The sequence below is a fragment of the Holtiella tumoricola genome (assembly GCF_027857615.1).
Classification (GTDB): domain Bacteria; phylum Bacillota; class Clostridia; order Lachnospirales; family Cellulosilyticaceae; genus Holtiella; species Holtiella tumoricola.
Genome location: NZ_JAQIFT010000054.1, coordinates 14034 through 26792, shown reverse-complemented (window position 1 = coordinate 26792; position 12759 = coordinate 14034). Strand labels below are relative to the sequence as shown.

General features: G+C 32.2%; 11 protein-coding genes. 4 read left to right on the top strand and 7 right to left on the bottom strand.

Annotated features, from left to right (window positions below):
- Positions 1 to 161 precede the first annotated feature (161 nt).
- The 3 genes from PBV87_RS14865 to PBV87_RS14855 all read left to right on the top strand — a co-directional run bounded on the left by PBV87_RS14865 (position 162) and on the right by PBV87_RS14855 (position 3727).
- Complete coding sequence (locus tag PBV87_RS14865; RefSeq protein WP_271012769.1) at positions 162 to 1232, top strand: DnaD domain protein; 1071 nt, start codon at positions 162 to 164, stop codon at positions 1230 to 1232.
- 3 nt (positions 1233 to 1235) lie between these two features.
- On the top strand, positions 1236 to 2288 hold the full coding sequence (locus PBV87_RS14860) for an ATP-binding protein (protein WP_271012768.1): 1053 nt from the start codon (positions 1236 to 1238) through the stop codon (positions 2286 to 2288).
- A 110-nt stretch (positions 2289 to 2398) separates the two neighbouring features.
- Complete coding sequence (locus tag PBV87_RS14855; protein ID WP_271012767.1) at positions 2399 to 3727, top strand: aminotransferase-like domain-containing protein; 1329 nt, start codon at positions 2399 to 2401, stop codon at positions 3725 to 3727.
- 70 nt (positions 3728 to 3797) lie between these two features.
- Here the strand turns inward: PBV87_RS14855 and cwlD are convergent, their stop codons facing one another.
- From cwlD to PBV87_RS14835, 4 genes are all read right to left on the bottom strand, one after another.
- Positions 3798 to 4511 carry an N-acetylmuramoyl-L-alanine amidase CwlD gene (gene cwlD / locus PBV87_RS14850; RefSeq protein ID WP_242847637.1) on the bottom strand — a complete coding sequence of 238 codons (714 nt, stop codon included), beginning with the start codon at positions 4509 to 4511 and terminating at the stop codon, positions 3798 to 3800.
- A gap of 77 nt (positions 4512 to 4588) precedes the next feature.
- Positions 4589 to 5761, bottom strand: coding sequence for an MFS transporter (locus tag PBV87_RS14845; RefSeq protein WP_271012766.1), 1173 nt, complete (start codon positions 5759 to 5761; stop codon positions 4589 to 4591).
- A 192-nt stretch (positions 5762 to 5953) separates the two neighbouring features.
- Positions 5954 to 6943, bottom strand: a complete 990-nt coding sequence (locus PBV87_RS14840; protein ID WP_271012765.1) for an aldo/keto reductase — start codon at positions 6941 to 6943, stop codon at positions 5954 to 5956.
- Positions 6944 to 6960: 17 nt separating this feature from the next.
- A complete protein-coding gene (locus PBV87_RS14835; protein WP_271012764.1) occupies positions 6961 to 8637 on the bottom strand; it encodes a glycosyl hydrolase family 18 protein in 1677 nt (558 codons plus the stop codon).
- A 289-nt stretch (positions 8638 to 8926) separates the two neighbouring features.
- Between PBV87_RS14835 and PBV87_RS14830 the strand changes: the two genes are divergently transcribed.
- On the top strand, positions 8927 to 9631 hold the full coding sequence (locus PBV87_RS14830) for an adaptor protein MecA (protein WP_271012763.1): 705 nt from the start codon (positions 8927 to 8929) through the stop codon (positions 9629 to 9631).
- Between the two features lie 42 nt (positions 9632 to 9673).
- Here the strand turns inward: PBV87_RS14830 and PBV87_RS14825 are convergent, their stop codons facing one another.
- The 3 genes from PBV87_RS14825 to PBV87_RS14815 form a co-directional block, all read right to left on the bottom strand.
- Positions 9674 to 9886 (bottom strand): DUF1858 domain-containing protein, encoded by a 213-nt coding sequence (locus PBV87_RS14825; protein WP_053982775.1) that lies wholly within the window; start codon positions 9884 to 9886, stop codon positions 9674 to 9676.
- 86 nt (positions 9887 to 9972) lie between these two features.
- A complete protein-coding gene (locus tag PBV87_RS14820; protein ID WP_053982776.1) occupies positions 9973 to 11604 on the bottom strand; it encodes a putative manganese-dependent inorganic diphosphatase in 1632 nt (543 codons plus the stop codon).
- Positions 11605 to 11678: 74 nt separating this feature from the next.
- A complete protein-coding gene (locus PBV87_RS14815) occupies positions 11679 to 12488 on the bottom strand; it encodes a DUF368 domain-containing protein (protein ID WP_053982777.1) in 810 nt (269 codons plus the stop codon).
- Positions 12489 to 12759: the final 271 nt, after the last annotated feature.

The following is a 12759-nucleotide window of genomic DNA, read 5'->3' as shown; positions in this document are numbered from 1 at the left end:
GCCTGTTTATAACTCATGTGAATAATATAATAACTTATTAACAGCTTATCCTCAAAGTCCCCTTTTTATTAAGGGGATTTTGTTTTTTGCCACATACTATTTTTTATTTTTTGTGCTATAATACTAACACGATAGTATTTAGATTAAAGGAGGCGCTTGCTTTGGCATATGTAAAATTTATTTCAAATCCCCCAACATCCATTAGCATTCCATATTGGTTTATTACAGATTATATGCCTCAAGCATTAGGTGGCTATGTTAAAGTTTATCTTTATATTTTTGCACTTTATCATGATCCTTCTATAGAGGGTATATCTCTTGAAGACTCTGCTAAAGTGCTAAATATGCTTTGTTCTGAACTCACTACAGCTTTAGAATATTGGAATACTCACGGAGTACTTCAATTTAAAATGCTCTCAGATGAAGACTTTGAACTTACCTTTGAATTAGACAAGCCTACTAGTGCTCCTACAGTAGGACGTACTGCCTCTGTAGAAACAAAAACTCAACGTACCTTTATTCAACAAACAAGACCTCATTATACTTCTGATGAACTTACTCTATATTGTAAAGAGCATACTTCTATTGCTAACTTATTCACTATATGCGAAAAACATCTAGGACGTCTTCTTTCTTCAACAGACCAACAAGTTTTATATGGTTTATATGATTGGCTTAATTTACCACTAGATCTTATAGAATATCTCGTTCAATATTGTGCTTCAAATAATCATACCCATATTCGTTATATTGAAAAAGTTGCCTTAGGTTGGGTTGACCAAGGTATTAAAACAGTTGAAGACGCTAAAGCTCAAGCTTCTATTACAAAAAAATATCGTACGATTTTAAAAGCTTTAGGTATGACAGGTGAAACTATTACGAAACATCAGAAAGAACTCATAGATAAATGGCTTAATGATTATGCCTTCGACATAGGGGTAATACTAGAAGCATGCAATAGAACAGTTACTTATTCCTCTTCTCCTAGCTTAAATTATTTAGGTTCTATTTTAGATAAATGGAAAGAAAAAGGTATTCGCACCTTGGAAGAAGTTGCAACCCTTGATCAAAACCATTCTAAGGAGCAAGAAGCTGCTAAGTCAAAAGGAAATAAAACTGCTAAAAGTAAAAACCCTCACTTTACAACAACTTATTCACATAATTGGGACTTAGATGAACTGGAAAAACGTGAACGCCAATTTTTAGAGCAAAAGATTTATGGAGGAAATTAATAGATGACTACTAAAGAACTTCAGTATAAATTACTGTTAAAACAATACGATCAGAAACGTACACGTGCTGCAGAAGCTAAACGTAATCGTGAAGAGGAAATTTATAAAAAAATCCCTGATATTGAAAGAATAGATCAATCTCTTAATAAATTAGGAATTAGTCTTGTCAAAAGTGCTCTTAATGCTTCCCCTGATGAATTTATTGAAAATTATCGTCACAAAAATGAAGAATTACGTCGTCTAAAAAAACAACTTTTAGTTGAATATGGTTATCCTGTTGATTACTTAGATATGCACCATGACTGTCCTGTATGTAAAGATACAGGCTTTATTAGTGATGTTAGTCATAGAGATAGCATTGCTAATGAATATGCACATCATCAACCTTGTAAATGTTTCAAACAAGCTCTTATTAATCTCTCTTATGATCAATCTAATTTAAAATCTATTGGTGCTGATCAAAGTTTTTCTAACTTTAATTTTAATTATTATTCTGATCAAGTAGATAAAGAGTATAATAAATCTCCTAGAAAAAATATGGAGCTTATTTATCAAGAATGCATCAACTTTGTAGAGCAATTTGCCTATAAGAGAAATAATATGCTATTGCATGGTCCTACTGGCCTTGGAAAAACATTCTTGTGTAATTGTATTGCCAAGGAACTTCTTAACCAAGGATACAGTGTTCTCTATTTAAGTGCTCAAGAACTCTTTAAATTATTTGAAGAATCTCGCTTCCACCGTGAAGATATGGAGGAAGATGAAAAGAATAATTTAGATATTCTACTCACTGTAGATCTTCTTATTATTGATGACTTCGCCACTGAAGCTACTAATAGTTTTACAGGTCCTGATTTATTCCATGTTATTAATACAAGAGCACTTAATAAAACTTCTACTATTATTTCTACTAACTTACCACTTAGTGACTGGCGTAGCCTATATTCTGAACGTATTATTTCTCGTATTTTTGGTGAATATAGTATTCTTAGATTCTTCGGAGAAGATATTCGCCTTTTAAAAAAATGGAATCAAAAAGCTGCAACCCGCAAATAACTGGGTATGCAGCTTTTTGATTTTGTCTTGTTATGGATATTTTTCTTAGCTTGTTAATATACTTTATAAAGCTTGATTTTTTATAAAATATTCATTCCAAGGAGGCTCTTATGTTTTGCACCATTCATTTATCAAAATCTGATCCAACTCCTTTATATATTCAACTTGCCAATTCTTTGGCTCATCTCATTAAAATAGGTGAGCTCCCTAATCACACTAAACTACCTACTATTAGGACCCTTTCAAAAAAACTTAATATAAATAGGGATACTGTTGTAAATGCCTACAAACTATTAGAAAACCAAGGCTTAGTAACTGCTTATGTTGGAAGTGGCACCTATGTTTCTTCTTCCCAAGTTAGTCAACCATCTGAATCTCAAGAAACCATATCTTGTAGTAGCCTATTTTTTAATAAAAGCTATTTTCCACCTTCACTTATTAACGAACTTGCTAATGACATGATTGCTGCTGAAGGTTGGAATGTCTTCTCTGACCCACTTTATCGAGGACATACTTTATTAAAACAAAGTATTAGCGAATTCTTCAAATCAGTAGGACTTCTTTCTAATCCTAGTCAAATTCGCTATACAAAAGATTTCTTAAGCTTTCTAGTTGACCTACTCAAGATCCATCCTAACTCTACAATAGGTATCGAGGCCTATCACGATTTAAGCTACAGCTCTTTCTTGCGCTCTTTAGGCTTTAAAGTGATCGAGCTTCCTCTTACTCAAAATGGATTAGACCTTGATCATTTAGAAAAAGTATTACAAACAGAACATATTTCGTTTATATGGGTATCTACATATGTTCAGAATCCGACAGGTATTTCTTATGCATTAGAAAACAAAAAACGTTTACTTGAACTAGCTGAACATCATCAATTTTATATTATAGAAGATGGCACCCTCTCTGATTTTGCTTATACTGAAACCTCTCTTATGCCACTTTATAGCTTAGATCATAACAATCATGTCATTTATATTTATCATTTTTCTAAGCTTTATTTACCAACTTTACAGTATAGCTTTATCGCTTTGCCTCCAGCACTGTCCAAGAAATTTAATGAACCTATGCAGTCTACTTTTAATGAACGCTTTTTACAGTATTATTTAGATTCTTCTATTTTTTCTTCTATTCGCCAAGAAATTATAGAACATAATTACAAATACTTTAAAGTGATTATGCCTATTTTAAAAGAATTGAAAGATACTATTAACTTATATTCCGAACATGGTAGTCTATTCTTCTGGTTTAAACCTCAGGCTATATCCTCATCTGTTATGGAAAAATATTTACTACAGCAACATATCATCTTAGCTCCTGGTGAACTTTTTACTATGAAGTCTAAATGTTCTTATTCTCGACTTTCTCTTGCTCATCTTAATGATACAACACTCCCTTTAGTTATTGATGCCTTACAAGGTATGGTAACATTATAAGATTTATAGAAATAGCTCTCCAATGTTTATAAATATAACATTGGAGAGCTATTTCTATTTGGTATGTATTCTACTGAGCATCTAGTGCCTCAAAATATTCTACTATTCCAGCATAAATCGACCATGCTATTTTATCTTGGTAACTATTACTTGCAAGTTTTGCCTCTTCTTCTAGATTAGTCAAAAAGCCACATTCTACAATTACTCCTGGCATTTGGCTAATCTTAAGAATATAGTAGTCCTTACTACTTTTTATCTTACGCTTATTCTCAGGATCGGCATATGCTTTAATGCTATTTTGTACACAGTTAGCTAATAATTTTGCCTTATCAGAGTCTTGATAATAAAATACTTGAGCGCCTTTTACTTGTGGCTGTGTAAATGCATTTTGATGAATACTTACTAAAATATCTGCGTCACTTTCTTGAATAACCTGTTTACGATAATTCATATCTCTTCTTTTATGTGTATTTCCTTTTTCTCCTTGTAACTTCTCATCATCTACCCTTGTCATAATAACTGTAGCGCCTGATTGTTCCAAATAACTCTTTAATTTAAATGCTATAGCTAGATTAATCTCATCTTCTTTTGTTCCACTTGCTCCTGCCTTACCAGGATCGAACCCTCCATGTCCTGCATCAATGACAACTACTTTAGAAGCTGTAGATAAGCTAAAAGTTTCAAAAGACCCATTAGCAAACTTCAAGTAAGTGCAAAATGCAATCAAGCAAGCTAAACCTAATACTAGCATATTTAGACTATTTTTTTTGATGATACGCCCCATGTTCTTTCCTCTCTTTTCTTACTTGTACTAGTTCTACTTTTATTGTATTAGAGAGGTTAAGAAAAAATGCCATTATCTTATTGTGTTGTCCTTTTCTCTTTCAATAAATTAGGAATAAAGGTAACCGTTGTTAAAATGATTAGTCCTATCATCACATATGTCACTTGCGTCATATTAAAATATTCCAATATATATCCACCACATAAACTAGATAAAATCTGAGCAATCCCACCTGTTCCAGCTACCAATACGCCCATAGCTGTAGCTTTTAAATAAGGTGCAATAACTTTATTTACATAGGATAATGCCATAACTGTATAAATAGCATACGTAGCCCCCATAATGACTCTCCCTATTATGAATAAAACTAAATTATGAACCATAAAAATACATATGCTACCAACACCTAGCGAAATCACTGCCCATATGTATATATACTCTAAGCTACGCTTCATTAACATTTTCCCAACTAATGCAAATGTAGCTGCCTCCACAATTCCACATATAAACATTACATAGCCATAATAAACACTATTTCCACCTACTTCTTGCATCATAATTGGTCCAAAAGTGTTGACCATTTTAATCCCAACATTAAGGAAAAATGCACTCACCATAAAGCACATGTATGTTTTATTAGTTACTAAATGGTTAATCGTTCCTTTAAGAGGTATTTTCTTAGCTTCTTGCTTATATTCATCATTAATATCTTCTAAAGTAACAAGCAAGATTCCTGCAAGACTCATCAGCAAGGCATTAAAATAAAACACCTTATCATATCCTAAATAACCTATAACAACTCCCATCACAATAGATGCAATCCCTGCTCCTATTGATCCTATCCCCCTTGTATTTTCATAATCTACTTCTGGGTGTTTGTTTCTTATAGATACAATCCAGCCATCAAGTAAAACTGGAAGTTGTCTAGTGGTTGCTGCATGAATAACTACAAATAATCCTAATAGAAATAGAATCGATGCAACACTCGGTATACATACAGCTAAAATAAGTACACATCCTATACTTAGCAAGACTGATTTCTTATAAGAAAAATAGTGATCCGTAATATATCCTAATATTGGTTGATAAATAAAACTTACAATAGCAATACAAGCCTGTATAATACCACATTCAAATTTTGAATAGCCTTGTTCACTTAAAAATAAAATAAAAAAATTAAAATAGGATGCATATGCAGCCATTAAAAAGAATTGAACACTCGCTAGTTTTACATTGATTTTCTTATTCATGACGCTCCTCACTTTGTTTTATAATTACTTCATTTGCATCTTCTATTATACTCATTTATTGGTATGTTAAAATATCTCTACCACTACTTTTATGTCTATTCTTTAGTTAAATTCCTATACTATCTATTTTCATATCAAATATATAGCTAAAGGGTACTGTCTAATTTTCTAGTCCAATACCCTTTAGTTTTTCTATATTAACTTATTTAAAATACGTTCAATTATTGTAAGTTCTTCTTCTGTGAACTCTAAATTGTCTAGAGCTTTAACATTTTCCTCAATTTGCTCCTTAGAGCTTGCTCCAATAAGTGTAGATGTAACACCACCTTCTCTAAGTGTCCATGCTATAGACATTTGGGCCAATGTCTGTCCCCTATGTTCAGCTACTTCGTTTAATTGCTGTATTTTATGAAGCACTTCATCTAGTGTTTCTTCACCTTTTAGTACTTCTGAATCTAATGCTCTAGCTCCTTTTAATGTTTCTTCATCTAATCCCTTGCTTGTTAATAATCCTTGTTCTAATGAACCAAATGCAATAGCTCCCATTCCTTCTTTTTTGAATAAATCAATTAATCCATCTTCAACCCGTCTATTAAGCAAAGAATAGGATGGCTGATGAATGAGACATGGTACCCCCATGTTCTTTAGAATAGTTACTGCTTTTTTCGTATCTAAAGCATTATAATTAGAAATCCCTACATATAATGCTTTTCCTTGATGAACAGCAGTTGCCAATGCTCCCATTGTTTCTTCAAGAGGTGTATTGGGATCTCTTCTGTGAGAATAAAAGATATCTACATAATCAAGCCCTAATCTTTTCAAACTTTGATTTAAACTGGATAGCAAATGTTTTCTTGAACCCCAGTCCCCATATGGTCCTTTCCACATAGTATAGCCTGCTTTAGTGGAGATAAGCAGTTCATCTCTATACCCTATTAGCTCCTCTCTTAATATACGTCCTAATGTACATTCTGCTGAGCCAGGTGGATTCCCATAATTATTAGCCAAATCAAAATGATTAATCCCATGATTAAAAGCTGATATAATTACTTCTTTACTATTATCATAGCTATTTGTCTTTCCAAAATTCTTTAATAACCCTAAAGAAATAGCCGGTAACAAAAGACCACTATTACCACACCTTCTATAGATCATCTTCTCATATCTATCATCACTAATCATTTCTAGCCTCCGTTACGTCACTCTTTCATTTGTTTTAACGAATCCCATACATCAGGAGTCTCTAACCCTAATTTCCATCCTGCATAACCTGCTAAATCATATTGATTAATTAAGGTTACACGTTTTAAAACAGTTGATGCATCCTCTATCCATGTCTGATAAACTGTGTCACCTTCTGTTTTTTGTACATAATATTGATCATGTTCATCATCATAGGTTGGATCTACATTCCATTTTCCAATAACGCTTTGAGATGCCCCCATTCCATATGCACTAGAAGTCAACTCACCATTAGTTTCTTGCCAGATACGTGTATAAAACGGTATGCCTAACACTAATTTTTCTTTAGGTACTTCCTGTAAATTCAGTTGTATACCTTCTTCTACCCACTTAAGTCCTGCTACTGGACCTGCTTGTTCTGACCCACCCCAATGTTGATCATAAGCCATTACACAGAAGTAATCTACTACTTCAGCTAACTTATCACGTTGATAGTGCGTTGACCAAGCAGATGGGATATAAACATCTACACTTACACTAAGCCCTTCTTGCTTAGCTTGCACAGATAGCTCTCTCATAAACTGTATCCATTCTACCCCAAAGTCAGCTTGGATATTCTCTATATCTACGTTAATACCATCAAATCCATATTCTCTCGCAGCTTCTAATAATTGATTAATCACATATTGACGTTTAGCTGTACTTGTTAATACCGTTCTAGTAAGTTCAGGTGTTGTAAAGTTATGGCTAATAAGTGCCCATACTTGAAGTCCCTTTGCATGCGCAGTATTCACATATTCCTTAGAACCTCTATCTATAAGATTTCCTTGTTCATCTGCAAACTCAAACCAAGTTGGTGCGATAATATTTGCATTATTAATGTGTCTATATTTAGGTGTAGACCAGTCTCCTGTTCCTCTACTTGTCATTTGATCCCATGCCAATTTAACCTTACCATCTATTGGTTTACTCATTGGAGCTAATGTATATACCTTATTTTTCCTAATTGAAGTCATTTCTCCTAGTTTAACATCACTACTCGGAATATATCCAATCACTCCATTTTCATCACGTACTCTCATATAACCGTCTTCTTCACTATATACAGTAAGTTGATGGCCTTTTTCTACCTTATCTACAATGAGAGCCTTTCTATCTTGATGGGTACGAAGCTCTGATTCTTTCTTTTTAACTGTACCTATCTGCTTTTGTATATTAAGATTTGAGATACATACTAATCTTTCATCTCTCCCTATTTGAATATCAATGCCATACTCTTCTTCTAAATAATCTTCCGGAATATATAATTCATTTTGATAAGTTAAAAATGGTGTTACTAATTCTTTATCTTGCTTATTAACTACCATCTTATTATCATTAGGTTTTATTCTTCTTAACTCCTCTAAATTAGTGATGGTAATAGTTTCCTCATTATAATCATAATAAATTTTCTCATCTATATATTCTCTAGCAAAAGGATATGATACATATAATAATCCATCTTGCTCAATAACTGGTCTTTCTATATCTACTCTCACATCCTCATACACTGCATTTAACTGTCCTTCTTTAAACTCATTAAAGTATGTAAGAGGATCTACTTGTTCTTTCCCCGGCATCATAATAAAAGTAAATATAGCACCAACTCCTAAAATCATGCACATTAACATCCCTAATAATATTTTTTTCAGCATCATTTTGCCTCCTTCACTCTGATAAGTATAACATACTCTTAAAATATCCTCCTAGCCTGTTTTATAATTTTACCATAGGACTTTTTAATAAAATAATATTTTAGGTATAATGAATCAACTGGCAATAAAAATACTTCAACTATCATATAATACATTAGACACTCTTTATGGTCATTTCAAGAATTGATAGATTTATCCTCTTTACTTTTATTTAGCATTATCTTATACTTATTTATATCTTAAGGTTTATCCTACATTTAATGTGACTGTATGAAAGGATGTGAGTTGTATGAAAATCGAAAAAATTAGCGATACACAAATCCGAGTCACTCTAAATCATTCTGATTTGCAAAATAGAGATATTAAAATAGGCGAACTTGCCTACGGCTCTACAAAGGCACAGGCTCTTTTTAGGGACATGATGGCACAAGCTTATGAAGATTTTGGTTTTGAAGCGGAGAATGTTCCTCTTATGATAGAAGCTGTACCTCTTTCTACTGATAGCATTATGATTGTTGTTACCAAAGTAGAAGATCCTACACAAATAGAACAAAAACTAGAGATTATAGGCGAAAGACCGACTCATCGTACTTTCAAAGATTCTATTGCTAAAAATTTAGCTGAGCTTGAAATGATGGCCTCTTCATCTACCTCTACTACAGCTCCATCTACTAAACAACCTCTTCATCCAACTAAACTTGCTCCTGCTGCACTCATGTATGCATTTAGAAATTTAGATGATGTAAGTGCGGTATCTCATCATATCAATCATCTTTATTTTGGGGAAACTTCTCTTTACAAGTACCAAAACCGCTACTATGTTATTCTTAAAGAAAATAATAACAATAACGGGAATATAGAATTTGTAAAAAGCTTATTAGATGAATTTGGAGAACCAGGTAATTTTAGTGACCTAAATGAGATGTTCTTAAAAGAACACGGCAAAGCTATTATTGAATCTAATGCACTTGATGTATTAGCTAATTATTTATAAAAAAGACCTAAAAGTAGTTACTTTTAGGTCTTTCTTTTTATTTTATTCTTCTACTGTTGCAAGGTAATCATTGATTTCTTGGATAAGAACATCTACGTCCATTCCATGAACTGCACATGCATCTTCAATAGATTCCATTTGAGCTGATGGACAGCCTAGGCAGTGCATACCTGCTCTCATAAGAATTGGAATAATTCCTCTATCTACTTGAATAAGTTGACCAATTACCATGTCTTTTGAAACTTGTTTAGCCATTTTTCTATTCTCCTTTTAATGTAAAAAATAATTTTTCTTACTCTTTCATTATAATACAATTGTCCTATTTATCAACTTTAAATGTATTAATTATTTTGACTTGCAGCTGTTAATTGAGGGATGATTTGTTTCTTTCTTGAGTAAACATCTTTTAAGAAAATACTATCGTCACCTTTTGGTAATTCAAATGCACGCTCTACAACCCATTTTTCTGGCCCTACAGCAAATAATTCTGTTCCACCTACAATAACATCAGTTACCATAAGTACAACAAGATCAAGATTTTCTCTTTCTCTTAGTGCTTCCATCTCTGATAAGATTTCATCTCTCATTTTATAAATGCTTTTGAAATCCCCTGTATTAATTTGAGCTACAGCTGTGCTATATTTACCTAATGTAAATGGTTTACGGTCCATTTCTAATAACTCACTTGCTGGAACGCCTTCTAATGATGTACCAGCTGCAATAAGGTCCATACCATACTCTTCTAAGTTTACTTCTGCTATCTTAGCTAAGCGTTTTGCCATTTTTTCATCTGTTGGTGTACAAGTTGGTGATTTAAAAATAAGTGTATCTGATAAAATAGCACTTAACATTAATCCAGCAATTTCTTTTGGTGGCATAATATTATGCTCTTCGTACATTTTAGCTACAATTGTAGATGTACAACCTACTGGCTCTGCTCTTAAATAAACAGGCCCTACTGTATCAATATTAGCAATACGGTGATGATCGATAATCTCACGAATTTCTGCTTGTTCAATACCTTTTGCACTTTGGTCTCTCTCGTTATGATCCACTAAGATAACTGGTTTCTTTTGAATATCTAAGATATGACGTTTAGAGATAATCCCTTTAACTTTTCCTTCTTCATCAACAATAGGGAAATGTCTATGTGTTGTATTAAGCATAATCTCTTTAACTTCATCAATTGTATCTTCTGTTTGGAAATAGATAAGATCTTGATTTCCAATAAGGTTCTTAACAGAAATACTTTGTGAAATCATTTTTATTGTTTTAAAGAATGAGTATGGTGTACAGATAATTGCACATTCATTTTCTGGTTTTTGTGTAAAGTCAATTTGCTCCATATCTTGGTCAGTGATGATAACACAACCTGCTCCAGAATTAATAGCCATTTGAATAAGTGCTTTATTATTACCTGTAATCACAATATCTACATCATTTAGCTTGTCCTCATCTGTTATAGAAGCTGTAGTATATACATCTCCTTCTACGTATGGTTGTGGGTAATCACCATAAATAAGTTTTCCTTCAAGTACTGCTGGAATATTTACAAATGGTGTACGATGATTTTTAAGTACAGAACCATCTGTTAAACCGATATAAGTTTTAGCTATATCAGAAATAGATACAACTCCAGCTAATTTATGATCTGGATAAAGAACAGGAATCATAGGTCTTCTATGCTCTGTCATTACATCCCATGCTTTCTTTACAGAATCCACTACATAGATAGGTGGAATTGCATAGTATTTCATATCACTAACCTGTGGTTTGATATGCTCTATTAAAGTTGGTGCTTCTACATTAAAATGAGTTAATGCATAATTTGTTTCTTTACTTACTTTTCCTAATCTAACTGCTTTTACATTACTATCACCTAATGCACTTTTAAGATGTGCATAAGCAATTGCTGAACATATAGAATCTGTATCGGGATTTCTGTGTCCGAATACATAAGTTTCTTTTCCCATAATTCTCTCCTTAATTTATCACGTACATCTCTACACTGTTGTACTAAATTTAGTATATCCTTATTCTTTTCAAATCATTTATCCGAAAAACAATAAGTGCTAATTATACCTATACACATACATATTAAAGCAAAAAAGCCAGTTGCATTAAATGTAAATCCTGGATATATCACAAACACTGAACCTATTACTAGACCTAATATAGCCATATACGTTGCTTGATTATATCTTGATAATAATATTTTTACAATTTTAATTCCACCAATTAAACCAATTAGTACACCAACTGCAACAGGTATTAATATGAATAGATTAAATTCTGCGATTGCAGTAATAACAGAAGTATACACACCTAATGTAAGCATAATAAATGAACCACTTATTCCTGGGATAATCATGGAGAATGCACTAATCATTCCTGATATAATTAACCAACATCCCATGGTCAGGTCAATCTCTCTTATTATAGGAGTACTCCCTTCCACATTATCTGTAATAGCCATTATAATCATAAGTCCCAAACATACTACAAATGGAATCCAATTAATTGGTCTAATTTTATCTTTTTCTTTTGCATGATTAACTACCATCGGAATACTTCCTATTATGATACCGATAAATAAAAAGTTTGTAGGTATATTGTAATTTTCAAATAAGAATGTGATTGCATTGCTAAATAGGATAATACCAACACACATTCCTATACCTATTGCCATTAAGAAAGGAAAGTATTTTTTTAACTTATCCTTTTTTAAGCTTACTGCATCAAGTAATGTATCATAGATATTTAGGATAACCGCCATTGTCCCCGCACTAATTCCAGGAATAACATTAGATACACCTAAAATAACACCATACAATACATTCATAATATGTTTAATCATACTTGGCTCCTTTAAAAATATGTACTATATATGCTTTACTATTATAATGCCTGTCTATTCCCTTTACAATAATATCCTTCTTAATTATGCTTTTCTTTCCTTATATAAGGTTCTTTTAGAATCTTATTTTATTTGATTAAATTATACTCAAAATTTTTAATAATTATAAATTAATTTTTATATTTGTATAGAAAATTTATAATAATATTTTTTTGTATTACTATTGACGTGTATACAGTATACATTATATAATAAAAAGGTAAAATGATTT

Excerpts from the sequence above, each read along its gene's own strand:
- PBV87_RS14815 (WP_053982777.1), bottom strand. The coding sequence starts at position 12,488 with ATGATTAAACATATTATGAATGTATTGTATGGTGTTATTTTAGGTGTA.
- PBV87_RS14835 (WP_271012764.1), bottom strand. The coding sequence starts at position 8,637 with ATGCTGAAAAAAATATTATTAGGGATGTTAATGTGCATGATTTTAGGA.
- PBV87_RS14825 (WP_053982775.1), bottom strand. The coding sequence starts at position 9,886 with ATGGCTAAACAAGTTTCAAAAGACATGGTAATTGGTCAACTTATTCAA.
- PBV87_RS14860 (WP_271012768.1), top strand. The coding sequence starts at position 1,236 with ATGACTACTAAAGAACTTCAGTATAAATTACTGTTAAAACAATACGAT.
- PBV87_RS14855 (WP_271012767.1), top strand. The coding sequence starts at position 2,399 with ATGTTTTGCACCATTCATTTATCAAAATCTGATCCAACTCCTTTATAT.
- PBV87_RS14845 (WP_271012766.1), bottom strand. The coding sequence starts at position 5,761 with ATGAATAAGAAAATCAATGTAAAACTAGCGAGTGTTCAATTCTTTTTA.
- PBV87_RS14830 (WP_271012763.1), top strand. The coding sequence starts at position 8,927 with ATGAAAATCGAAAAAATTAGCGATACACAAATCCGAGTCACTCTAAAT.
- PBV87_RS14820 (WP_053982776.1), bottom strand. The coding sequence starts at position 11,604 with ATGGGAAAAGAAACTTATGTATTCGGACACAGAAATCCCGATACAGAT.
- cwlD (WP_242847637.1), bottom strand. The coding sequence starts at position 4,511 with ATGGGGCGTATCATCAAAAAAAATAGTCTAAATATGCTAGTATTAGGT.
- PBV87_RS14840 (WP_271012765.1), bottom strand. The coding sequence starts at position 6,943 with ATGATTAGTGATGATAGATATGAGAAGATGATCTATAGAAGGTGTGGT.